Genomic DNA, 23,460 nt, shown 5'->3' with positions numbered 1-23,460 from the left:
TTATATCTAAGGAGGAGTTTCAATGTCTGCTAAGAAACCATTTCGTCCTGAAACACAAGCCATCCATTCTGGTCAACAGCTTGACCCCGCTACTTTTTCGCGTGCCGTACCTATTTATCAAACAAGCTCATTTGGATTTAAAGATACGGAGCATGCTGCGTCTTTATTTAATTTAAGTGAACAAGGCTATATCTACACTCGAATTGTAAACCCTACTACGGACGTTTTTGAACAGCGAATTGCTGAGTTAGAAGGCGGAGTAGGCGCTCTAGGAGTAGCTTCGGGTCAGTCAGCTACTACCTTTTCCATTTTGAATATCGCTTCCGCAGGAGATGAAATTGTATCAGCAAGCAGTTTATATGGGGGAACATATAACCTCTTTTCGTCTACGCTTCCTAAACTGGGCATTACCGTCAAATTTGTAAATGCCGATAATCCAGAAAATTTTAGAAGTGCAATCACTTCCAAAACAAAGGCAATTTATGCTGAATCCGTTGGAAACCCGCAGGGAAATGTGCTAGACATCGAGGCAGTTGCAGACATTGCTCATGAGCATGGAATTCCTCTTATTATTGATAATACGGTTCCAAGCCCTTACCTTCTTCGTCCCATCGATTTCGGAGCAGATGTTGTCGTTCATTCTGCTACTAAGTTTCTTGGAGGGCATGGAACAGCAATTGGGGGCGTTATCGTAGACAGTGGAAAATTTGATTGGGAAGCGAGCGGGAAATTTCCAGACTTAACAACTCCAGATCCAAGTTATCATGGCCTCGTATACTCAGAAGCTGCCGGTGAAGCTGCTTATATTACAAAAGCGCGCGTTCAGCTTTTACGAGATATTGGAGCTGCTTTATCACCTTTTAATTCCTTTTTACTCCTTCAAGGGGTAGAAACACTCCATCTGCGATTAGAGCGTCACAGCGAAAACGCATTAAAGGTAGCTAATTTTTTAAAGCAGCATGAATTAGTAGAATGGGTAAATTATGCTGGGCTTCCTTCCCACCCTTCCTATTCTTTGGCACAAAAATACTTGCCTAAAGGGCAAGGAGCAATTTTAACCTTTGGTGTAAGGGGAGGAAAAAACGCTGCGGCTAAGTTAATTGATTCGGTTCAGTTATTTTCTCATTTAGCCAATATCGGCGACTCTAAATCACTCATTATTCACCCGGCAAGCACCACTCATCAACAGCTATCTGAAGACGAACAAAAAGCTTCAGGTGTGACGCCAGAACTCATTCGTCTATCGGTTGGAACAGAAGCAATCGAGGACCTTCTTGAAGATTTAGATTATGCCTTAAAAGCCAGCCAAAAAGTGAATACAACTGTTTAAAAGCTGTGATTTTTCACAGCTTTTTTTATATCACCCAATACCTTTTTATACTTTCGCTTATGCTACAATAAACAAAACGAATGAAAAAGGAGTTACTATGAACACGTTCAATTCAATATCTGCTATCACATTTACAGACGTTCATAAAACATTTAAGAATAAAGAACATAGTGTTTTAAAAGGCATATCGGGTACAGTGATGCAAGGCTCGCTCGTCATGATGGTAGGACCATCAGGATCCGGAAAAAGCACCCTTCTTTCCATGGGCAATTTACTTTCTGCACCTGATGAAGGAAGTATTGAAGTATATGGAAAAGACATTAGCAAATGGAATATTTCTGATTTACGAAAAAAAGTGGGCATTGCTTTTCAATCAGCCCCTGTTATTGATGGAACAGTGCGAGATAATATGATGCTTGTTCAAAAACTGCATGGCAAACAGGATATTATGCCTGAAGAACTCTGTGCCTTAACCGGTCTTTCCCCTGACTTGTTAGAGCAGGATGCAAGAGATTTATCCGGTGGTCAAAGACAAAGGTTATCATTAGCCCGCACGCTGTCGAACGGATCTGACCTTTTACTTTTAGACGAAATCACTTCCGCCTTGGATGCCACTTCTGCTCATGAAATTGAACAGCTTATTTCTCATTTACATAAAGAGCAGAAGAAAACGATTATTTGGGTTACCCATAATTTAGATCAAGCCAAACGTTTAGGAGAGGAAGTCTGGCTTTTAATGAACGGAGTGATTGTAGAAAAAGCAAAGACCGAGACCTTTTTTAATGCTCCTGTAAAAGCTGAAACAAAACAATTTATTGAAGGAGCCTTTCTATGAGTTCACTTTCACTGATTTTTACAATCGTTTTTGTTTTTATTGCTCTTTTTTTATCAAAATCGTTTCGTATAGCACTCGAAAAAGATATTATCATTGCCAGTATTCGAGCAGCCGTTCAGCTGTTAGTGATAGGATATGTTTTATCTTTTATTTTTGACGCGAATCATCCTGCTTTTATGATTCTCATTTTATTCCTTATGCTGACGGTCGCTTCCCAAAATGTTGTAAAGAAAAAAAAGCAGGGATTTAAAGCTTTCTTTCGTGTATTTGTCACTCTTTTCATTGTAGAAACCCTGACCCAAAGCGTTATGCTCGGCCTACATATTATCCCTGCTACTCCGCGATATATCATTCCTGTCAGCGGTATGATTATTGGAAATTCGATGATTTTGGCCAATTTATTTTTAAATCGGTTAGATGCTGAAGTAAATAGAAGACGAGACGAAATTCAATTGATTCTGGCGCTTGGCGGCACTCCTAAACAAGCTATTCATAGTATTTTAAATGCCGCAATCAAAGCTAGCATGATTCCTACTGTAGAAAGTCAAAAAACAATTGGACTCGTTCAGCTTCCGGGTATGATGACAGGCCAGATTATTGGAGGGGCAGATCCGATACAAGCTGTCAAATTCCAGTTGCTTATCGTTTTTACTATTCTAGCGTCTGCTACGCTTTCCTGCGTCATTTTAAGCCGATTAACATACCCTACCCTTTTTAATAGCTATCAGCAGCTTATCCGTGAGCATACATAAAAAAAGAAAGGAGTCTCCTTTCTTCTTTTTTTATTGAGCAGCTTTTTTTAATCTTGATCCTATGTCACTTCCAAAGGTCACTCCTAAATCGCCGAGCCATCTTCTATAGGCAATACTCAGTCGGTCCGGGTTCAAATGAAGCTCTGCTTGTAAGTCAAGCGGCAGCTCTTCTGGTTTTTGACTTTCCACAATACTGGTATCTTGTTCAATAATAAGCTGCTGAAAATCGCGGAAATATTGATCAGGTGCATCAAACGAATAGTTTCTAGAAACCAGCGCAAACACGGTGGACTTTCTTTCCTCTTCAGGTAAAACCGCAAACAGCATTGAAAAGATTTCACCCGTTTCGTAGTTCACTTTTTTCAACCTTGCGACGGTAGGACGAAGAATTTCAAAGGTATAATAAATAGTCGCAAAGTTACCCGTACCATCTGCATCTGCGTACACAGCGATTTCATCAGAAACGTATCGGTTATCTTTCCAATGCACCTTATAATCAGGAATTTCGGCGTAGTCAGAGTGTCCAAGGCTTCCTTCGTGAACAAAAGCCAAATGACTTACATCTAGAAAGTTTTCTACGACACGAGGAGCTGCTGCCTGTAGAGTATGAGGGTTTGCGCAAACCGTTTTGAATCCGGAGTTAAGATGTTCGTCATACAGAGGAAGAGGAGTATCACCTGCCTCCCTGTTCATCTTCACCCATATAATCCCGTACTTTTCAACGCAGTCATACACCTGTGCTTTTGCTTTTGAAGGAATAGCTCTTCCCGGCGGCTGTTGAGGAATTTTCACGCAAGCCCCGGTATCATCGTATTTCCATCCGTGATAAGGGCATAAAATGCAATCATCTACCACTTTTCCAAGAGATAACGCTGCACCGCGATGGATACACAAATCTTTAAATGCTTTAATAGCATTAGATGTGCGAAAAAGCACAACTCGCTCTTCTAAAATCGTTACTTGCAAGGGCTGATCCGTTAAATCATGTGAATAAGCTGCAGGCAGCCATTCCTTAGCCAGTACTAAATCTTTAATCATCTGCATCGCCTCCGTACGATAAGTAAATTTATTTCTTGTTTATAAAAAAAACCGCAGAAATAGAAGGGGTGCTTCTAATTCCGCAGCTTTTTCGTTCCGTAAAACAGACTATAAGCGCGCGAAGATTCTACATGATTGCAGATAGAGCGACCTTAGCACTTCATCTACAATGACAATACGTATTCATCGCTATTTTTTAATCTCAATACCTAACCCTTATATTATATATTGAATAAAGAGCGGCCAGCCGCTAAAAGCTTTTCTGTCCACTGATTTCTCTTATTTTTACTTTATCAATTTCCCACTGAAAAATCTCTTGCTTTGTAAGTATCTCTAACATAATTTTTTCGGTTAAACGAATAAAAGCTGCGGTTTTTAAAACCGCAGCTTGCTTTATTATGAGCTCATATAACTGGCCGTATATTTTTTCGTCTGTTTTTGTATTTCTTGATTTAAATGTTTGAAAAATGAGAGCGTTTCTTCATAATCCGTCGCTTTTTCATGAAACTTCAATGTAAGATTTTCTTCAAACAACGTTTCTCCTTGATGACCGACCGCTTTCAGTTGCACATCTGTAACAATACCTTGCGAAATCGAACATAATAAATAATTAAAGCAATGAACCGGAACGATATGCATGAGATGAAAATCATCGATAGTTCTATCACTTTTTGTTTTCTTAAATTCCACGGTGAGCTCTTCCGGATGAATAAACACATTTATATGCTGTTTGGACAAACAAGTAGGATTCATTTTTTGTGTATACTCACAAAATTCCAGTCCAATAAATACAGAATTCTCGGAGTCAGCTTCAATGAAGATTTGCGAATTTTTTACCATTATCCTCGTCCTCCATATTCAATCTAGTTACCCCACCACTCGCATTCGTTTGTATAATATCACCATTTCCTCTCTATTTTATCATTGATTTTTCTCAGTGCCTATTTAACAGACGGAAGTTCTCTTTAAAAGAGAGAGAACCGACAGGCAGTTCTTTATGTGAAGAGAATAAAACAAAAGACACCTCTTTTGTTTTATTGAGGTGTCTTTTGATATCATCAGCCTGTGTTACGCAACCCTGCTGCAATGCCGTTAATCGTTAATAACGCTTCTTTTAAAAGTTCTTCATTTAACGTTCCAGCCTCATCTTCACGCAGCTTGGAAATGACCTTAACTTGTAAGAATGTTAGAGGGTCCACATACGGATTTCGTAATTTAATAGATTCTTTAATCGTAGGAAGGTGATCCATTAATTCTTTTTGACCTGTAATTTGAAGAATCATTTCTTTTGTGAGATTATACTCTTTTTTAATGGCGGTAAAAATCCGCTCTGAAATAACCGGATCTTGCACCATTTCCGTGTATTCTTTTGCTGCCATTAAATCTGCTTTTGTTAAGGCCATTTGCAGATTATCGACGGTCGAGCGGAAGAATGGCCATTCTTTATACATTTGCTGAAGAAGCTGTATATCTCCGGATTTCTCTACTAAATGCTGTAAGCCTGTACCTGCAGCGTACCAGGCTGGAAGCAGCTGTCTGCTTTGCGTCCATGCAAATACCCACGGAATTGCTCGCAAGTCTTCAAAGCGATCACTTCCTTTTCGACTCATTGGACGTGACCCAATATTTAAAGCCCCCAGCTCAGGAAGAGGTGTAGCTTGTTTAAAGTACGTTAAAAAGTCTGGATCTTTGAAAACAAGCTCTTGATACTTACGTAAAGAAGCAGTTGAAATCTCGTCCATTGTTTCTTCCCATTCATGTGTACGAATATCACATTGTTCAGCTTCTTGAGAAATATTTGCTGCCGCTGTAAGAAGAGCTGAGACCGCTTGTTCAAGGCTTCGGTAAGCAATGTCATATAAAGCGTATCTAGAAGAAAGAACTTCTCCTTGCTCTGTAATTTTGACGCCGTCTCCTAGCGTCTCAACAGGCTGAGATAAAATGCTTCGGTTTAACGGCCCACCTCCTCGACCTAGTGAGCCGCCTCGGCCATGGAAAAACTTCAGACGAACTTGATACTTCCTCGCCATATCGTGAATTTCCTGCTGCGCTTTATAGAGCTTCCAATTAGCAGTAAGCGTTCCTCCGTCTTTACTTCCATCTGAGTAGCCAAGCATAATTTCCTGCAAATCCTGCTGTTTCCTTAAGTGCTCTCGATAAAAATCTAATTGAAATAGCTGTTCCATGATTTTAGGACCTGCTGTGAGATCATCAATCGTTTCAAGCAGCGGAGCTATATTTAACTTACTTTCAATGCGGCCATCTGCATGAAGGCGATAAATACCCGCTTCTTTGGCGAGTACCATGACTTCTAACAAATCACTTGCAGACTGCGTCATACTGATTAAGTAGACTTCAATAGATCTTTCTCCAAATTCTTTATGTGCTCGATGTATCATATTAAATACTTCAATTACTTGCTGCGTTTCTTTAGAGTAATTCTCTACAAACGATATCACAGGTCTTGGGTCTTGAAGAACTTTCCCTAGCAGCTCAACTTTTTTCTCTTCTGTTAACGCTGAATAATCTTCAGCTAAAGAAACAGCATGGAAAATTTCTTTGATTGCCGCTTCATGTTCCCCGCTGTGATTACGGATATCAAGCGTTGCTAAATGAAAACCAAACAGCTCAACTTGGCGAATTAATTTACATAAGCTTTTTAACTGATAATCGTGAGGCTGGTGCTTTTGCAAGCTATCTTTGATTAGAAATAAATCATGTAGAAGTTCTTCCGACCTTTGATAACCTGCTTCCGATTCTCCAACTAAATTTAATTTATGAAGCATAATCGTAAGCTTGCAGCGATATACTTCGTGTTTGATTCTCCATCGCTTTTTCTCAGGCAGCAACGATATTTCTTGATTAATAGAATCAAGAAGATTATCTGAAACTGCGACTCTTTTTGTAGACTGACTTAACCTTTGTCTCAATTGAGTAAGCGACTCTTTATATTTACGAATAGCTAACTTCCTTTGTTTGACAAGCGTCTGCCACGTTACTTTAGGAGTTACGTTTGGATTTCCATCTCGGTCTCCGCCAATCCATGAACCAAATCGAAGAATATTAGGCACCTTCCAATTTTCTTCAGGGTAATTCTCCTGCAAGGAATTCTCTAACTCCTGATGAAGTTGAGGAAGCACTTCAAATAACGTTTCATCAAAATAATATAATCCATTGGATACTTCATCCATCACGGTCGGCTTGCGATCTCGCAGTTCATTTGTTTGCCATAAAATTAATACTTCGCTAAACAGTCTTTCTTCAATTTCCGTACGTTCACGTTTTGTTAACGTTGGATTATCCAAATTTTTCAGAAGCTCAGCCATTCGTTTATGAATATCAAGGACACTTCGTCTAGTGGCTTCTGTTGGATGAGCAGTGATGATGAGCTCTAAAGATAGAGTTTGAAGCAAGTTAGCAATTACGTCTGGCGCCACGCCATTATTTTTAAGCGAAACAACGGCACTTTCCAATGAGCCCGGCTGCATAATAGAATCTTCTTGCTGCTGATATTCGCGTCTGCGACGAATTCGATGATTTTGCTCTGCAATATTAACTAAATGAAAATAAACTGCAAACGCCCGAATAACCTGCTCGCGCATCGGCTGTTCAAGAGTAACGATTTCATTTTTTATTTCTTTATAGATAACTTCATCTTTGTTTTCTCTAAGTGATTTTGCTACTTCGCGTATTTTTTCTACTTTGCTGAGCAGTTCTTCTCCACCTTGGTGAACCAGAACTTTCCCTAACAATTGACCGAGAAACTTTACATCACGGCGCAGGGCAGTGCTGCTGTTTTGTCTTTCTGCTGCTTCTACTGTTACCATTAGACACGACACCTTTCTTCATAAATGTTGTACTTTTTAAACTTTTTAGAAAATTATATTAAATTCATATTACCATGAACGAAAATAAATTTCATATAATTTTATTTCCTCCCCTCGTTCAGGAGAGGAGATTAATCAAATATAAAAAAGAGGTTAAGACATAACTAAATGAATCCAATCTAAAGACGAACAAATGGGATACATAAGCCGAACCGCTTGTGACGCCGCAGTTGATTTCTGTGCAAGACTTTGCTTTCCGCAGGTGGCCGCTGAGCCTCCTCGCCGCTTCCGCTTTTCCCCCGGGAGTCTTCGCCTTGCCCTCCAATCAACTGCTAGAAGGAACGAAACAGATGAAACCTACGTTCACCATAACAAAAAAAACAAACCACTAATCAAACATTTTGATCACTGGTTCGTTTTTCATTTGAGCTAAAATACTTTTGTCTCGGCCTCTCTTTTATGCTACCAAGGTTGTCCTAAATCCAATACCGAGGCTAGTTCATTGCTTTTTTTACGCACTTGTTTACGCGTGGCAGCGCGATCTGCCCCCGTTTGAAACAGGTATTTTTCTTCTTCTGTTTCTGGAATAAGCTCCGGTACTGCACGGGGCTTTCCATCATCATCCATTGCCACAAAAGTTAAAAATGATGTCGCTGCAATTTGACGCTCCCCGGTTTTTAAATTTTCTTTAATCACTTTCACAAACACTTCCATGGATGAACGACCTGTCCATGATACGTATGACTCCAAACATACAGAATCCTGAGGCGTAATAGGGTGCAGAAAATGAATAGAGTCTGCTGAAGCTGTCACACACTCTGTACGACTGTGACGATAAGCTGAAATGGACGCAATCATATCAATATCACTCATTAACTTTCCGCCAAATAACGTATTGTGATTATTAATATCATTAGGAAAAATGCGGCTCGTTCGAACAGCCTTTGTATCTTTACAATAATTTGCTTTCATTAGTAAGAACCTCCATTGATGCCTATCATAATAAGAATAAAAGAATGAATGAACCTATACTAGCATATTTTGATAAATTTAGCTTTACAAAAAACTCGTTGATTTATTTACAGAAAACAAAAAAGAGAAGAAAAATTCTTCTCTTTTTTGTCTATCGAATATAGCTTGACCCAAACGTTTTACCTAAAGAATCACTGTATAGGTCACTTGACTTTACAGTCCATTTCCCATCTTCTTTCACCATAAAAATTCGTAGGGGACGACTTCCTTCTTTCGTTTCTAATTCATTTACAATATCTTTGAATTTAGAAGCCGCAAACTCTTCAGAGTGTTCTGTATCGTAATCTTTCGTTTCATCTGTATACGCTCGCTTAAGTTGCGATACGTACGAATATAAGTCTGATAAATTAAGAGTAGTGTACTCCACTTCTACTACGGCTTTATTATTTGCATTCGCAATCACATTTGTTTTCACACTTGCTTTTTCTTTTAAAACATCTTTATACATGTTAAAAAAATCTTTTTTTGCTTTGTCGGTTAAACCGTTAGAAAACGCACCTTTTAATTCCTCATTAAACGCTTTTTTCTGTTCTTCTATGACAGCTGTTTTGTCTGCTGTTACATATTTATCATAGTCTACGTTTTCTTTGTTTAAGTAAAGGACTTCTGTATAAGCTTGCAGAGCTTTTTCTGGGTCTTGCAGCTTATTATAGCTTTTCGCGTATTTTTTCGTATCCAGTGTTAAGGTCACTTCGTCAATTTCTTCATCATAATCAGATGATTTGGGCTGAAGCCCAATTTTGTACTTTTTATCTTTTTTGACTTCAAAGACAAACGTTAAATTTTTTTGCTTTCCAGCGCCAATCTTGTCAAATGCACTGCTTTCTAGTCCAAGCTCACGACTGTTCACTCCCGTTTTTGGAGACAGCTGTTCATCTCCTTCGTATAAATACACACCGTCATAATCCGATAAAGATATACTGTTTTTGGATACATTTTTCACTTTTAAATCAACTTTCAACAGCCCTTTTTCTTCACTTGTAGCTCCTTCATCACTATCTACTAAAATATAAGAAGCGCTGTCAATGTATGCCTCAATCGTCTTATTTTTAGCCGAAGTGGATCCTCCCGTTTCCTTAGAACTGTTACAAGCCGCTAATACTAGCATAAGTACAAAAGCCAAAGCCAAAACATTCATTTTTTTCACAGCTGCCTAATCCCCTTTATTTTGTTTTTTTAGAACTTTATCCCAAATAAAGGTTCCCTCTGTATAAATACTCAAACCTTAAAATCTATATTTTTTACAATATTTTGATAAAAACTAAGTCTAAATTCTCCACTCACCTAAATAAAAAAACACGAGCACAGGCTCGTATTTTTTTATTTAGATTTAAAATTTTCTTGATTGATTTGTTCAGCTTCTTTCATATATCGGTTAGATTTGCCACTTTTAATTCCCCAGTAATAAAAAGCTAATGATACGCAAGCAATCACTAGCATATCCCATCCGAAAGGCAAAATATTTTTGCCTCCGAATTTTTCGCTTCCTATGTAGGAAATAAAAATCATGCACGCTAAATAGATAAGCATCCAAGCCCCGGTTAAAAATTCTTTTTTAAAGCCCACCCATTTATTTTTCGCTTGGTAATAAAAATAAACAGGCAGGCCAATTGCCATAATAAAGATCACTTCACCTGTAAGTGGCCACCTTGCCCAATAAAGCGTCAAGGAAGCAAAAACGAAGCCGCATGGCGCAATAAATGATGCCCCTTTTAAATAAAATGGACGGTAAAAGTGTGAAGCCGTTTTTCTTAATGTTATAAGCGCTACAGGGCCCATAATATAAGAGATAAGCGTCGCTACTGAGATCACTTCTGCTAAGACACCCCATCCTCTAAATAAAAAGAGAAACAAAAAGCAAGCTGCTAAATTTAGCCACATAGCTGGGCGCGGGACATTGTAAAGTGGATGAAGCGTACCAAATATCTTTGGCAAATATCCATTTTGCTGCATCCCGTATAACATTCTAGAAGTAGTTGCCGTATATGTAGCACCTGTGCCGGAAGGAGAAACAAATGCATCTGCGTATAACACAATTGTTAGCCAGTTAATTCCAAGCGCAATCGCTAAATCAGCAAAAGGAGAATTAAAATTCAAATGATTCCATCCATCAGCAATTGATGACGGACTTACTGCTCCGATAAAGACAATTTGCAATATAATGTATACAATTCCTGCAATAAAAATTGAACTAATTACAGCTACCGGAATCGATTTATTAGGTGATTTCGCTTCTCCTGCCATATTTACAGGACTTTGAAACCCATTAAATGCAAACACAATACCTGATGTTGCCACTGCCGTTAAAACACTAGCCCATCCGTAAGGTGCTACCCCATGCTCACTTGAAAAGTTTCCACTATGAAAACCAGCAAAAAATAAAGCCCCTGCCGTTAAACCAGGAATAATTAATTTAACAATCGTAATAAATGAGTTTGCTTTAGCAAAGAGATTTACCGTCCAATAGTTCACAAAAAAGTAAACGAATAATAACAAAGACGCAACTGCCAACCCCTTGGACGTTAAAATGCCATTGTCTACTAATTCATGAGTCCAGCGAGCCCATTTCCACGGCCAAGTACTCATATATTGCACAGATGCAATAGCCTCCACTGTTATCGTTGAAGCGATTGAAATCCAGTTAGCCCAAGCAGCCAAAAAACCAATAAATGATCCGTGTGAATACTGAGGATATTTGACCATCCCCCCTGCTTGTGGAAACATCGCGCCCAGTTCAGCATATGATAGAGCAATGGTCAAAATAACCACCATTCCAATGACCCATGAAAAAATAGCCGCGGGTCCCGCAATTTGAGCTGCTTTCCATGCTCCAAACAGCCATCCTGAACCGATAATCGAACCTATGCCTGTCATGGTTAAAGCAAATGTTCCCATCTTCCTTTGCATATTGCTCATCCAAATCTACTCCTCTTCCCTAGGAAAATAAAAAAACACTTGCGAAATTTTCTCAAGTGTTTGCCCAGGCGCGCGGCTTATACGCTATATGCTCCCCCATGGTCATCCATGTTGCGCCAGTCACATATAGGAATATATTTTTTATCAGTATATAACATTCATTACTATTACTCAATACACAAAATGTTTACATTACTTTTCTAAAAATAATAAATTATTCGTAAAATTCCAAATTAATCTTCTAAAAATCTCTTTTTAATTATAAAAAGAACTAAAATCCTAACTTTTTCTATTATTTGATTCTTTTACTCCACGAGCAGATTACCTTCTAAAAATTATACCAATATACATTATTCGTTTACAAAATAAGAATTAACAGCTATATATCCATAGAATTCTTGCACTAGACCCTTTACTTATATACAATATGAAGAAAAGATACTAAAGTGAACTGCCCACCACTTAGCTACGCTTGAAGTGGGAGACTTCTTTTAGGAAAACGTTAAAACCTACATATCATGCACTTCGCAACAAATGAAGTACTTCGAGCAAACTTCTCTGTTTACGCAAGCAAAAAACAGGGAAAATTACGAAAAAAGATTGTTAGAGGGATGCTTATGAATTATGCAAATGTAAAAGTTCTTTATTTTGATGACGACGGAACCATTCCAAATCACCCTCGTCTTCCAGTTTTGTTGTATGAACACGTATTTATTAGTAAGAAAGAGAAAGTGGAGAGCATTTTTAATTCTCACGACTGGAAAAATAGCTGGGTAGGCGGCATATATGATTTTCACCATTACCACAGCAATTCTCATGAAGCACTAGGTGTAATTAACGGATCTGCACGTTTAAAACTAGGTGGACATATGGGGGAAAATATAGTGGTGCATGCTGGCGATGTGCTCGTACTTCCTGCAGGCACAGGGCATATGCGTCTGCAGTCAACTGCTGATTTTAAAGTGGTTGGAGCTTATCCAGAGGGTATGGATTACAATTTACGAACAGGAAAACAAACTGATCGCCCTCACGTATTTGATGAAATTGCACAAGTACCTATTCCTACAACAGATCCTGTTTATGGCGACAAAGGACCATTGACAGAGTGGTGGAACTAGACAAGCACTTATTGTCTAGTTTTTTTATTTGCTCTGTTTTATTCTTTCCATGAATCTCTATTTGAACATACAAATTCTTTTCTTATGATGCAATAGCAATATACTTTATCTCAGCGAAATAACAAAAACTTCCCGGTCAAAACTAAATTTCTTCTTTTCCGTTGTCCTTTTTGCTTCAAGAGCAACTTCGCTTAGATTATCCCCCTTTTTTCTTTCATAATCATTTCAAATATACTCTCATCATAAGCTCTTTTTTGTTTTTCTAAAAAAATTTCCATAGATTATAACGAAATTTTCAAAAAACTTATTGCTTTACCATGTCAGACTTGCTATCATAGTGAACATTGTTAGATAAATTTTTAGTAGGAGGAGTAAAATTGAACAGAAAATTCATAATTTTTATTTTATTCATCATTCCATTTATTGCTCAATTCGCTTTTTTACCTTTTGTAAATAACATTCATCCAATTATTTTTGGATTACCTCTTTTGCATTTATGGTTATTTTTATGGGTCTTCTTAACGCCTGTGTGTACATTTATTATTTATCGTTTACAAAAATCTTGGGGGGACATTGAATAATGCAAGGAAATTTAACCGCACTTTTAATCACATCAGCAATTGTTCTTGTCGTTATCGCAATTGGCTTTATAGCGGGACGTGACAAATCATCTAGAAGCTCAGTTGAAGAGTGGGCTGTAGGTGGAAGACGTTTTGGAAGCCTGCTCGTCTGGCTTTTAGTAGGAGCAGATTTATATACCGCTTATACATTCCTAGGTCTTACGAGTACAGCTTATCAGGGAGGAAGCATCGCATTTTTTGCCATTCCTTACTCTGTTTTAGCCTTTTTAATTTCATACTTCTTTCTTCCAAAGCTTTGGACTGTTGCTAAAAAGCACAAACTTACTACGCTTGCTGATTATGCCAGAGAACGTTTTAGCAGTAAATTTCTCTCCTCTTTAATTGCCATAGTAGGTGTATTGATGCTCATTCCATATATTGATCTTCAGCTTAGCGGTATTCAAGATACTCTTCGCGTTGCAGGAACTGGCTACATTAACGTAAAAGCTGTCGTTATTCTTTCATTCTTTCTTGTGGCTCTTTATACCTTTTTCAGCGGAATTAAAGGTCCCACATATACGGCAATTATTAAAGATATTTTAGTATGGGCGATTATGTTATTTATGGTTGTTTCTCTGCCAATTATGCATTTTGGAAGCTGGGGTAACATGATCGACAATGTTGCAAAGGATGCACCTCAGCTATTAACGATCCCAACACAAGGACCTAAAGGCATTCCATGGTTTATTACAGCATCACTCGTATCTGCTTTAGCTTTATTCATGTGGGCCCACGCTGCTACAGGTGTTTTCACTGCTAAAAGTGCAGATTCGCTTCGTAAAAATGCTATTTTCTTACCGCTTTATAATATCGTTTTAATTCTAGTCATCTTCTTAGGATTTATTGCTTATCAAGTATTACCTCAAGATACGACGGATCCTAGATTAGCATTATTAACCTTAATTCAATATTCATATGGCGGCATTGGCCAAGGGTTAGCTTATGCAACGATTGCTCTTGCTTCATTAATTCCATGTTCTATCATGGCTATTGGAGCGTCTAACTTATTTGCAAATAATATATTTAGAGATTTAATTAATCCAAATGTACAGGGTAAAACATTAACAATGGTTACTCGTTCTATGGTTTTCGTTGTTATTGGACTGGCACTTTTATTCGGTTTATTATTCCCTCAAGCACTTGTTTCCCTACAGTTACTAGGGGTATCCGGTATGGTACAAATCTTCCCGGCTATCGTTATCAGCCTGTTTTGGAGAAATCAATCGAAAGAAAGTACGATTGCTGGATTAGTAGTAGGGCTGGTTGTAACGTTTACCGTTCATGCCACAGGATATTCATTTGGTCTTTATGAAGGGTTTTGGGGATTATTATCTAACTTACTCGTAGTTGTTATTTTAAATCCAATCTTTGCGGCAAAAACGAAAGCAGCAACTAACGGTGTGAAAGAAACATTATTTTCTAAAGACACTGCGCAATCTGAATTAAAGAAAAACGCATAAAAAAAGTTCAGCCAATTGGCTGAACTTTTTTTAAATAATATTCTCTTTTTCAGAAGAGGATGGAGTAGATTCTCTTTCCCAACATTCAATATTTTGATTGCTTTCTAACGCATCTCTATAAAAGACTGGATTTTTCCCTTCCTTTTTCTGCTGAGTATAGTCATGCAAGGCAGAAAATGCCACTTTCGATAATAGAAAAATAGCAATCAAGTTCACGACTACCATCATCCCCATAAATAAGTCTGCCAAATTCCATACAAGCTGAAGCTGAGCGACCGATCCAAAAATAACCATCGCTAAAACACCTACACGATAAGACCAAAGCCACACCTTATTTGAATTTAAAAATTCAATATTCGTTTCTCCATAATAATAATTCCCAATTAACGTACTAAAAGCAAATAGAAATACCATGATAGCTAAAAAACCTGATGCCCAAGAGCCGATATGGGTACTAAGAGAAGCCTGCGTTAATTCAATACCGCTTAGTCCCTGCTTATAGGCGGGGGATAAGAGAACGATAAATGCTGTGCTTGTACAAATCACGAGTGTATCCGTCAAGACACCAAATGCTTGGATAAGACCTTGTTTAACTGGATGACTCGTCACTGCAGTTGCCGCGGCGTTGGGAGCACTTCCCATTCCTGCTTCATTGGAAAACAGTCCGCGCTTTACTCCGTTGATTAACGTTGCACCAATTGATCCCCCAAGCGCCTGTTCAAACCCAAATGCATTTTTCACAATTAGAGATAGAACCGCAGGCATTTGATCAATATTTTTAAAGATAATGAACAGAGCCATTCCAATGTATAAAACGGCTAATACGACCACGATGTATTCCGATATCTTGGCGATGCGTTTGATTCCGCCAAAAATAATTATCGCAAATATAACTGTCATAATGATCCCAATCAACAAGCGGCTCGTTCCAAAAGAGTTCTCAAATGCTAGGGTAATCGTATTAGACTGCACAGCGTTAAACACCAGGCCAAATGATAGTGTAATGAGTACAGCAAATAGCCCGCCCATCCACCTTTTATTTAACCCTTTTTCCATATAATAAGCGGGTCCTCCTCGAAACCCGTTTGATCCTTTTACTTTATAAATTTGAGCGAGTGTACTTTCTACAAAACTTGATACTGAACCGATAATGGCAATAATCCACATCCAAAATACAGCACCCGGGCCACCAAGTGCAATAGCAATCGCTATCCCTGTAATATTTCCCGTTCCTACTCGAGCTGCCATGCTTATGCAAAAAGCTTGAAACGGGGAGACTCCTCCACCTTTAGCCGCTCGTCCTTCTTTCAAAACAAGTACCATTTCTTTCAACATGCGAAACTGCAAAAAACGAGAGCGAATCGTAAAATAAATACCAATTGATACAAGTAAAATAATTAATAAATTCGACCAAAAAAAATCATTGATGACGCTAATCACACTTTCGACTGCTTGTTGCATGCCTATCACCTCATTAAAAAATTTGGTAGAACAAATGCAAAACATGAAAGTTTTTTCTCTTGGTGTTTATATTATTGAAGCGAATGAAGAGTACGTAAATAGACTAAAAAATACTCAAATCCCATTCTTTTGCGATTTTTTTTAGCAGCGTAACGCCTTTTACGCTATTCCCGTACTCATCAATAGCTGGACTGTATATTCCGATACCGCATCCCTCTGGAAATGGAGACTGCTTTTTCGTATTAGGTGGCACCAATGACATGATTCCTCCCGATACACCGCTTTTAGCTGGCATACCAACAAATGCCGCAAACTTTCCTGAAGCATTATACATACCGCATGTAAGCATGAGCGCTTTTGTTAATTTAGCTACTTCTTTTGGAATTACTTGTTTGTGAAACACTGGATGATATCCGTCTAATGACAGAATTAATCCAATCAGTGCAATATCTTCAGTCGTTACTTCAATTGAGCACTGCTTTAAGTAAACCTCTAGAACCTCTTCTACTTCTCCTTGTAAGTAGTTTGTTTCTTTTAAATAGTAGGCAAGCGCACGATTTCGATGAGACGTTTGCCATTCTGATTCAAAGACCGTTTCATTAATGAGTGGTGTTTTCCCGGTAAGCATTGTTATCACATCAAACAAATAGCTTAATTTTTCTTTTGCCGTCTCCCCAGATAAAAGAGATGAAACCGTTAAAGCACCGGCGTTAATCATAGGATTGAATGGCTTTCCTGGTTTATGCATTTCCAGTCTTATAATAGAATTAAATGCATCTCCAGTTGGTTCTACATCCACTCTCTCTAGCACATAAGGAATGCCGCAGCATAAGCAAGCTGCTATAAAGCTAATGACTTTAGAGATACTTTGAAGAGTAAATACCGATTCATAATCTCCAGACTGGATAACAGTGCCGTCAGCACCAATCAAACAAATACCTAATTGAGACGAGTCCATATCTTTCAGAGCTGGAATGTAATCAGCCGTCTTTCCTTCTGAAGAAAATTCTTTTATTTGCTCTACCCACTCATGTAACTGCTCTTTTGCAGTGACCTGTAAGTAAGACATTTCCTGTTCAATTTCTCTTTTCATTAAAATCACCTCATCACTTAATTAACTTTTTATTTTAAAGCGCTTTCATAAAGCGAGATTTCATTTTCATTTTTAATGTACAATGCAACCTACGAGAGCATACAAAAACCTACAAAACTTTTTGGAATTATATTTTTATCTTTGGCACTCTTCTCCATTGTGCTGGGCGCTGTCACAATGTATACTAATTCACGAATCACTTCAGGAGGTGAAATTATCTGAATTTTAAATCTTTCATTCGAAAAGATCCGTACATTTTATTGCTCATGCTCATTACTGTCCCGCTGGCGGGAGAGTTAAAATTTTATCCGTTAAATGAAACATTTCGAATTACATTTGGAGCTCCTACATTTTTCTTTTTCCTGTTGCTTTTAAAACGGAAAACCGTTTTAGCCGGGGGCTTGTTAACCGCTTTAAGCGTCGTTCTCTTTCGCATCATGCTCGATTGTATCATGCTCGATCATTTTCAATTTGCGGCTTCTGCACATACGCATTACCCTACGTTTTTCTTCTACTTTACGTATGCACTTTTATTTTTTGTTTTTAAGGTAAGCCGCATGAACTATAGTGCTATTGTAATTGGATTGATTGGACTCATCATTGAAATTGCTGCTGATATAGTGGAACTAACTGCGCAGTATATAGTTTTGCACACAACAATCCATGTCGATTCATTATCTGACATGGCCGTTATTGCTTTTGCTCACAGCTTCATTGTACTTAGTTTTTTTAATATGATGACGATTTATGAATCACAGTCACGAGAACGTCAAATTCGCAAACAAAATGAGCACATGCTAATGCTCATCACAAGCCTTTATGAAGAAACCGTTCATTTAAAAAAGACCCTTCATAATACAGAAGCGATTACAAAAGCTTCGTACGATTTATACCGTGTATTAAATCAGCAGGAAAAAGATCATTCTGTGCTAAACCAAACGCTCAGTAAAAAAGCGCTTCGGATTGCAGGAGATATTCACGAAGTAAAAAAAGACAACCAGCGTATTTTTGCGGGCTTATCTAAAACAATTTCAAATGAAAGTTTCCAAAATTATATGAAAGCAGAGGAATTAATCGAGCTGATCGTACGCATCAACAAAAAATATGCCGACTCTCTTCACAAACAAATTACCTTTTTTTCCTCTGTAAACGGGGAACATTTCAGCTACCACGTTTACACCATTTTATCGATCATTAATAACTTGGTAGCAAACGCAGTGGAAGCGATTAAAGATGAGGGAAGGATTGCTTTATCGGTACATAGACAAGCTGAACATGTAGAATTTCATATACAAGACAACGGTCCTGGAGTACCTTTAAAGTACGAAAAAGCTATTTTTGAACCTGGTTTCACCTCAAAATACGATCAATTTGGAAACCCCTCTACTGGCATTGGTCTTTCTTATGTAAAAGATATTGTTCAAGAACTTGAAGGTACGATTAAAGCTACACAAGAAGACAGCGGAATGACGTTTATCATTCAAATCCCCCTTCGTAATCTAATTCAGAAAGGATGAGTTTATGCGATTTTGTATTACAGATGACGATTCAGCTATTCGTTCAACGCTCAGTCAGCTGATTGAAGATGAGGATTTAGGAGAAGTTGTAGAAGAAGTCGTCGACGGAAGCTTTTTAGATGCCTCTACGTTAAATTTAAAACAAATTGATATTTTATTTATCGATTTACTTATGCCAGGACGAGACGGAATCGAAACAATCCGTCATTTAAAAGATTCATTTAACGGAAAAATGATTATGATTTCACAGGTAGAGTCCAAAGAATTGATAGGAGAAGCTTACTCATTAGGAATTGAATACTATATTACAAAACCAATTAATCGAATTGAAATTTTAACGGTTATTCGAAAAGTAATGGAACGAATCTCCCTTGAAAAATCAATCGATGATATTAAAACCTCCTTGAATAGTTTAGCGACAGCTCATCACCCCCTCTCTTCAAGTCAGCCGGTAACGAAACAAGCCCATCTATACGATGTAGGTAAATTCTTATTAGCCGAGTTAGGTATTGTAGGAGAAAATGGTGCAAAAGATTTACTGGATATTTTACAGTTTCTGTACACTTATGACCAAAGAGAAAGTGTCGAAAAACATTTCCCTTCTCTAAAAAATATTTTTGTGAATGTGGCTGAGAAAAAATTAGGAGCTCACGCGTCTTCCATTGAAATTAATCGCGAAACCAAAGCTTGTGAACAGCGAATAAGACGAGCAGTTACTCACTCACTAAATCACTTTGCTTCTATTGGATTAACAGACTTTTCAAATCCGAAATTTGAAAATTATGCTTCTAAGTTTTTTGACTTTACAGCCGTTCGTAAAAAAATGAAAGAATTGCAGGGAGATTCTAAAATTTTGCCGATTCGCATTAACACCAAAAAATTTATTCAAATATTCTTTTTTGAAGCAAAGCGCTTGTTAAGCAAGGAAAAAAGCTGGTATTGACAGAAAAGACGGAAAAGGTGCAAATGCCTCTTCCGTCTTTTATACTAATTGATTCAGTTTTACTAAGGAAGGTCCAAATACAGTACGCAGAAGCAGCATCTTTTCTCCCCTTGCATATTCTACCAGAGAAAATGCTCCTTTTTCTGTTTCTACCTGTACATCTACAGAAACTGGACACTCTTTTAAATGATTAACTATCAGTTGCGCTTTTTCCACCGACAAATAAGAAGAAAGTCGAATAAGTATATCCAAATCACTAGTTGTTGTAACAACTTCGGCACCGCTTGCAAATTCAAATCCCACACTGCCAGTTGGTCCCCACGCAAAATCTTTTAAAATAATAGCGACTTCTTTTAAAGCACCTGTGGCTGGCATATTTCTAAAGTGGCCGTTTTGAAAAATAGAAACGAGATCTTCCGGCCTAATTCTTTGTTTAACACCCTGCTCAGATACAAATGCTCCAAAACGCTGATTTCTTCTTTCTCCTCTTACTCCAACAGGTATCAGGCTATCTCGGTGAACAGCCCGCCTTACAACTACAAACGGAGCCTTCGCTAAAGAATGCTCCACCCACTCGGGGATAGGTGTATAACTGATAAGCTTTGCTTTCTCTGTTAACTGAAGCAAATCATGAGCTATATATTCCATTGTCTTTCCAACTCACCTCTTACTACTAAAGAAGCTTTACGCCCTTCCTTTCTTGCTTGCTCACTGTATAGCCGGCTGCTTAAATCGTACACACCTTCACGGCGTACATCTTCTACCGCTCCAGTCAAAATATCTTGAACCGTTTGAACATCACGATCTGTGGGCTGCTCTGCTTGAATACCGCTAACCAGCTCATATAAAGCGCCAAGTGAGGCAAATGATTCAATATCATAAGCCATGGACGGGACTTTCTTTGAAGCATCTTCAAGTTCTTTTATACTTCTTTTAGTAATGCGCGCTGCCGACTGTTTGGACATGGCGTGAACATTCACTCTTTCGTCTTTTAAAGCCACAATTCGATTTGATTGGTATCCATGAGCCAAAAATGCTCCTGAAATTGCTTTTCCGACAATTAACGTAATAACCGGATGACCTGCTAAGCGCGCTGCTGCATAAGCATCGGCCGCAGCACCGCAAGCATAGTGAATACCTAGAAGTTCTTCATGATAGCCATAAGCTTGACTCGGTACATCCACAATGGCAATTATAGGGCGCGGAGATTGATTTCGATCTTCTTTTATTACTTCACGAACGTGCTTGGCAATTGCCCATCCTTCATCTAGTCCTACTTCCCCTTTTCGTGCACGTAAGAAACGATTATAAGGATTAGGTACAACCGATATATATCGGACCTTTTCTCTTCCTAGCAATGCGTCTTTATAAAGAACGGAAGGAATTTCAAAATCTGCTTCTTCATCATTTATTAAGGCGTTTATCCACACGCGACCGCGGCTGTTGGGCATGTTACCTGGAACTTCATTCAGCGAGTAAGAGACTGTTGAAGGGATATGTTCATTTTTTGTTGCTTTATACAATTCTTGAAACTGATCAGGAGCCATTTTTTCTGAAGGATCAACCTTACTAAGCAAATGTCTGTAAAAATCTACTTGTTCTGTTTTACTAGTTACTTTTCCTTTCTTCTGAAACGTCTCTTGAACCGCTCGTTGAATAGCAGTGACATCATCCTGTGCTAAGGCATCTGCAAACCCGGTTTCATAGCGTTGAATACCGCCAATCGTTTTCCAGATTAAGCTTCGGTCTCTTGCATCAAACTCTTCAACCCCTGCTTCTTGTTCGATCACTTCAGGGCCGTTAAGGCCAAACCTTGCTTCTTTTGTCATAATGAGATAACTAAAGAGTGAAGCAGTGATGGACATTCCTCCAAAGCAGCCTACATTTCCTGAAATAACTCCGACAACAGGCGTATACTCACGCAAAGCAACCACAGCTGAGCCAATTTCAGATATCGATAAAAGTCCATAATTCGCTTCTTGGAGCCTTACCCCTCCTGTATCGAATAGAAAAACAGGTCTAACAGGAACACCTTTTTTGTGATTATTAAGGGCTAGTTCTAAAGCTCCTGCAATTTTAGCTCCCGATACTTCACCAATGCCTCCCCCTTGAAACCCTCCTTCTATTGAAATGACAACGGCTGGCTCTCCTGCTATCAGCCCACCTGCTATAATGACACCATCATCGCTTTGAGGAACAATATTTTGCTTAGGTAAATGAGGCGATTCAATTCCGTCAAAAGGCCCAAGCAGCTCACAGAATGTTCCTTGATCTAAGATTGCCTGCGCTCGTTCTCTTCCATTTAACTCAATAAAGCTTTGATTATTCACTCCCATTTTCACTCACCTCCAAAGCTTGTGCAAGACGCAAGGCGACTACACCAGGCGTAGCACCAAAATCATTAATTACAATTTTCGCTTGAATGGTATGAACACTAAAGAATCGGTCTAATACGGCTTTCCAGGTTTCGCTAAACCCTTCACTTCCTGTTCGTACTGATACGTGAGAATGTTCTTCATCAGAAGGAACCATTAAAATTTCTAAATCCCCTGAACCAACAACGCCTACATGTGCGCGCTGAGTTAACTTTCGATCGGCTTTGTATTTAAACACTAACGTTTCCATTAGCCACTCCTCCCTGCAGACGTTTACGATTCTTTAAAAAGAGATATTCGATCTAAAAATAATACAGCAGCCAGCAAATCTGCACTTCCGCCTGGAGAAGCGTTAGATGATAGAAGTATATGATCTAACGCTTCTAGCCGCTGTTTTCCCATTGATGTAGATACCCCTCCAGCTTCTAACACATTGGATGCCGCCATTTTAACCTCCTCTAACACAACCGGACCAGAACGATGCAAAATACACGTATCATCAAGGTTGGCGATTAGTGTTACTAAAGTATCAATCCTTGCTGATGTTTCATGTATGCCTAGCTTGCGAGCTTTATGTAAAGCAGGCAAGCCTATATGAATTACGTGAGGAAATCCTTGCTTCGCCTCTCCAGCCGCTCCTTTTGCGCCATACTGTTTTTTCACACGAAGTCCATTAGATGAATGCAGAGGACAAAAACGATCTGCATAACGAGCAATTTGTCCTGCAGCTTCTGTGATGGATGCAGGTGATGCTTGAATGCCGCAAACCGCTGTTGCAGACGCAAGTAGGCCTAATGCCCAAATGGCTCCTTTGTGTGTATTAACACCATCCGTAGCCGCGTACATAATTTGTTCGCCCTCGCGTCCAATTTGAGCAATTTCTTCCCTTAGCATCTGACTTGGCTGCTTTCCTTGACTATATAATGCAATCTGTAAAAAGGTCGGTTGTAAAGCATAAGCAGAAGTTAACAGCGTCTCAATATTCATATCTTGATGAGATCCAGTTGTTGCTGCATCCACAAGCCCAGGCTTAGGTGTAAGCACCGCTTCATCAACCAGAGCGGTAACTGCCATTTTAGCTATTAGACATGAGTAAAACACAGCTGGTCTTGGCTCTTCTTGAATACTTTGAATACGCATATT

20 protein-coding genes and 1 riboswitch are annotated in these 23,460 nt (G+C 38.6%); of the genes, 8 read left to right on the top strand and 12 right to left on the bottom strand.

Going from position 1 to position 23,460, the window contains the following annotated elements; translation table 11 throughout:
• Positions 1-22: 22 nt before the first annotated feature.
• From ACN6NE_RS15100 to ACN6NE_RS15090, 3 genes are all read left to right on the top strand, one after another.
• The gene (locus ACN6NE_RS15100) at positions 23-1,330 is read left to right on the top strand and encodes a homocysteine synthase (RefSeq protein ID WP_474325815.1); all 1,308 of its coding nucleotides are present in this window, start codon (positions 23-25) and stop codon (positions 1,328-1,330) included.
• 97 nt (positions 1,331-1,427) lie between these two features.
• A complete protein-coding gene (locus ACN6NE_RS15095; RefSeq protein ID WP_474325813.1) occupies positions 1,428-2,165 on the top strand; it encodes an ABC transporter ATP-binding protein in 738 nt (245 codons plus the stop codon).
• Complete coding sequence (locus ACN6NE_RS15090) at positions 2,162-2,917, top strand: ABC transporter permease (protein WP_129706386.1); 756 nt, start codon at positions 2,162-2,164, stop codon at positions 2,915-2,917. Before ACN6NE_RS15095 ends, ACN6NE_RS15090 begins: the two co-directional genes overlap by 4 nt.
• A gap of 30 nt (positions 2,918-2,947) precedes the next feature.
• On the opposite strand, the gene ACN6NE_RS15085 is transcribed toward ACN6NE_RS15090, so the two are convergent.
• The 6 genes from ACN6NE_RS15085 to ACN6NE_RS15060 form a co-directional block, all read right to left on the bottom strand.
• Entirely contained in the window at positions 2,948-3,955 is a 1,008-nt protein-coding gene (locus ACN6NE_RS15085) for an aromatic ring-hydroxylating dioxygenase subunit alpha (protein ID WP_474325810.1), read from the bottom strand.
• Positions 3,956-4,351: 396 nt separating this feature from the next.
• Complete coding sequence (locus tag ACN6NE_RS15080; RefSeq protein WP_014461480.1) at positions 4,352-4,795, bottom strand: hypothetical protein; 444 nt, start codon at positions 4,793-4,795, stop codon at positions 4,352-4,354.
• Positions 4,796-5,013: 218 nt separating this feature from the next.
• On the bottom strand, positions 5,014-7,782 hold the full coding sequence (ppc, locus tag ACN6NE_RS15075; RefSeq protein WP_474325808.1) for a phosphoenolpyruvate carboxylase: 2,769 nt from the start codon (positions 7,780-7,782) through the stop codon (positions 5,014-5,016).
• Positions 7,783-8,244: 462 nt separating this feature from the next.
• Positions 8,245-8,754: an acyl-CoA thioesterase gene (locus ACN6NE_RS15070; RefSeq protein WP_013055518.1), complete on the bottom strand. Its 510-nt coding sequence runs from the start codon at positions 8,752-8,754 to the stop codon at positions 8,245-8,247.
• Positions 8,755-8,905: 151 nt separating this feature from the next.
• On the bottom strand, positions 8,906-9,952 hold the full coding sequence (locus tag ACN6NE_RS15065) for a DUF5105 domain-containing protein (protein WP_474326623.1): 1,047 nt from the start codon (positions 9,950-9,952) through the stop codon (positions 8,906-8,908).
• 182 nt (positions 9,953-10,134) lie between these two features.
• A complete protein-coding gene (locus ACN6NE_RS15060) occupies positions 10,135-11,730 on the bottom strand; it encodes an APC family permease (RefSeq protein ID WP_129706377.1) in 1,596 nt (531 codons plus the stop codon).
• Between the two features lie 55 nt (positions 11,731-11,785).
• Positions 11,786-11,864: riboswitch (ZMP/ZTP riboswitch) on the bottom strand.
• 384 nt (positions 11,865-12,248) lie between these two features.
• On the opposite strand from ACN6NE_RS15060, the gene ACN6NE_RS15055 reads away from it, so the two are divergent.
• The 3 genes from ACN6NE_RS15055 to ACN6NE_RS15045 all read left to right on the top strand — a co-directional run bounded on the left by ACN6NE_RS15055 (position 12,249) and on the right by ACN6NE_RS15045 (position 14,928).
• Positions 12,249-12,848 (top strand): cupin domain-containing protein, encoded by a 600-nt coding sequence (locus ACN6NE_RS15055; protein WP_474325805.1) that lies wholly within the window; start codon positions 12,249-12,251, stop codon positions 12,846-12,848.
• A gap of 377 nt (positions 12,849-13,225) precedes the next feature.
• On the top strand, positions 13,226-13,429 hold the full coding sequence (locus ACN6NE_RS15050) for a DUF3311 domain-containing protein (RefSeq protein ID WP_013055514.1): 204 nt from the start codon (positions 13,226-13,228) through the stop codon (positions 13,427-13,429).
• Positions 13,429-14,928, top strand: coding sequence for a sodium:solute symporter family protein (locus tag ACN6NE_RS15045; protein ID WP_129706373.1), 1,500 nt, complete (start codon positions 13,429-13,431; stop codon positions 14,926-14,928). Before ACN6NE_RS15050 ends, ACN6NE_RS15045 begins: the two co-directional genes overlap by 1 nt.
• 30 nt (positions 14,929-14,958) lie before the next feature.
• On the opposite strand, the gene ACN6NE_RS15040 is transcribed toward ACN6NE_RS15045, so the two are convergent.
• Together ACN6NE_RS15040 and ACN6NE_RS15035 are read right to left on the bottom strand one after the other, a co-directional pair.
• Complete coding sequence (locus tag ACN6NE_RS15040; RefSeq protein ID WP_474325803.1) at positions 14,959-16,389, bottom strand: alanine/glycine:cation symporter family protein; 1,431 nt, start codon at positions 16,387-16,389, stop codon at positions 14,959-14,961.
• Between the two features lie 103 nt (positions 16,390-16,492).
• Complete coding sequence (locus ACN6NE_RS15035; RefSeq protein ID WP_129706371.1) at positions 16,493-17,482, bottom strand: glutaminase; 990 nt, start codon at positions 17,480-17,482, stop codon at positions 16,493-16,495.
• Positions 17,483-17,748: 266 nt separating this feature from the next.
• Between ACN6NE_RS15035 and ACN6NE_RS15030 the strand changes: the two genes are divergently transcribed.
• Positions 17,749-18,999, top strand: coding sequence for an ATP-binding protein (locus tag ACN6NE_RS15030; protein WP_129706902.1), 1,251 nt, complete (start codon positions 17,749-17,751; stop codon positions 18,997-18,999).
• A gap of 4 nt (positions 19,000-19,003) precedes the next feature.
• On the top strand, positions 19,004-19,942 hold the full coding sequence (locus tag ACN6NE_RS15025) for a response regulator (protein ID WP_129706369.1): 939 nt from the start codon (positions 19,004-19,006) through the stop codon (positions 19,940-19,942).
• 39 nt (positions 19,943-19,981) lie between these two features.
• On the opposite strand, the gene ACN6NE_RS15020 is transcribed toward ACN6NE_RS15025, so the two are convergent.
• The 4 genes from ACN6NE_RS15020 to ACN6NE_RS15005 are packed head-to-tail and all read right to left on the bottom strand — an operon-like array spanning position 19,982 to position 23,457.
• Entirely contained in the window at positions 19,982-20,590 is a 609-nt protein-coding gene (locus ACN6NE_RS15020) for a malonate decarboxylase holo-ACP synthase (protein WP_474325801.1), read from the bottom strand.
• Positions 20,578-22,278: a biotin-independent malonate decarboxylase subunit beta gene (gene mdcD / locus ACN6NE_RS15015; protein WP_474325800.1), complete on the bottom strand. Its 1,701-nt coding sequence runs from the start codon at positions 22,276-22,278 to the stop codon at positions 20,578-20,580. Before mdcD ends, ACN6NE_RS15020 begins: the two co-directional genes overlap by 13 nt.
• Entirely contained in the window at positions 22,265-22,567 is a 303-nt protein-coding gene (locus tag ACN6NE_RS15010) for a malonate decarboxylase subunit delta (protein ID WP_129706363.1), read from the bottom strand. Before ACN6NE_RS15010 ends, mdcD begins: the two co-directional genes overlap by 14 nt.
• A 23-nt stretch (positions 22,568-22,590) precedes the next feature.
• Positions 22,591-23,457, bottom strand: a complete 867-nt coding sequence (locus ACN6NE_RS15005; protein ID WP_129706360.1) for a triphosphoribosyl-dephospho-CoA synthase — start codon at positions 23,455-23,457, stop codon at positions 22,591-22,593.
• Positions 23,458-23,460: the final 3 nt, after the last annotated feature.

Source organism: Priestia sp. 53B2, from assembly GCF_056099005.1.
The sequence above is the reverse complement of the archived record's forward strand: the minus strand, read 5'-3'. Positions and strand labels throughout refer to the sequence as shown.

Excerpts from the sequence above, each read along its gene's own strand:
- ACN6NE_RS15065 (WP_474326623.1), bottom strand. The coding sequence starts at position 9,952 with ATGAATGTTTTGGCTTTGGCTTTTGTACTTATGCTAGTATTAGCGGCT.
- ACN6NE_RS15055 (WP_474325805.1), top strand. The coding sequence starts at position 12,249 with ATGCACTTCGCAACAAATGAAGTACTTCGAGCAAACTTCTCTGTTTAC.
- ACN6NE_RS15020 (WP_474325801.1), bottom strand. The coding sequence starts at position 20,590 with ATGGAATATATAGCTCATGATTTGCTTCAGTTAACAGAGAAAGCAAAG.
- ACN6NE_RS15085 (WP_474325810.1), bottom strand. The coding sequence starts at position 3,955 with ATGATTAAAGATTTAGTACTGGCTAAGGAATGGCTGCCTGCAGCTTAT.
- ACN6NE_RS15080 (WP_014461480.1), bottom strand. The coding sequence starts at position 4,795 with ATGGTAAAAAATTCGCAAATCTTCATTGAAGCTGACTCCGAGAATTCT.
- ACN6NE_RS15045 (WP_129706373.1), top strand. The coding sequence starts at position 13,429 with ATGCAAGGAAATTTAACCGCACTTTTAATCACATCAGCAATTGTTCTT.
- ACN6NE_RS15070 (WP_013055518.1), bottom strand. The coding sequence starts at position 8,754 with ATGAAAGCAAATTATTGTAAAGATACAAAGGCTGTTCGAACGAGCCGC.
- ACN6NE_RS15095 (WP_474325813.1), top strand. The coding sequence starts at position 1,428 with ATGAACACGTTCAATTCAATATCTGCTATCACATTTACAGACGTTCAT.
- ACN6NE_RS15030 (WP_129706902.1), top strand. The coding sequence starts at position 17,749 with ATGCTCATTACTGTCCCGCTGGCGGGAGAGTTAAAATTTTATCCGTTA.
- ACN6NE_RS15025 (WP_129706369.1), top strand. The coding sequence starts at position 19,004 with ATGCGATTTTGTATTACAGATGACGATTCAGCTATTCGTTCAACGCTC.
- ACN6NE_RS15060 (WP_129706377.1), bottom strand. The coding sequence starts at position 11,730 with ATGAGCAATATGCAAAGGAAGATGGGAACATTTGCTTTAACCATGACA.
- ppc (WP_474325808.1), bottom strand. The coding sequence starts at position 7,782 with ATGGTAACAGTAGAAGCAGCAGAAAGACAAAACAGCAGCACTGCCCTG.
- ACN6NE_RS15100 (WP_474325815.1), top strand. The coding sequence starts at position 23 with ATGTCTGCTAAGAAACCATTTCGTCCTGAAACACAAGCCATCCATTCT.
- ACN6NE_RS15035 (WP_129706371.1), bottom strand. The coding sequence starts at position 17,482 with ATGAAAAGAGAAATTGAACAGGAAATGTCTTACTTACAGGTCACTGCA.
- mdcD (WP_474325800.1), bottom strand. The coding sequence starts at position 22,278 with ATGGGAGTGAATAATCAAAGCTTTATTGAGTTAAATGGAAGAGAACGA.
- ACN6NE_RS15090 (WP_129706386.1), top strand. The coding sequence starts at position 2,162 with ATGAGTTCACTTTCACTGATTTTTACAATCGTTTTTGTTTTTATTGCT.
- ACN6NE_RS15005 (WP_129706360.1), bottom strand. The coding sequence starts at position 23,457 with ATGCGTATTCAAAGTATTCAAGAAGAGCCAAGACCAGCTGTGTTTTAC.
- ACN6NE_RS15010 (WP_129706363.1), bottom strand. The coding sequence starts at position 22,567 with ATGGAAACGTTAGTGTTTAAATACAAAGCCGATCGAAAGTTAACTCAG.
- ACN6NE_RS15040 (WP_474325803.1), bottom strand. The coding sequence starts at position 16,389 with ATGCAACAAGCAGTCGAAAGTGTGATTAGCGTCATCAATGATTTTTTT.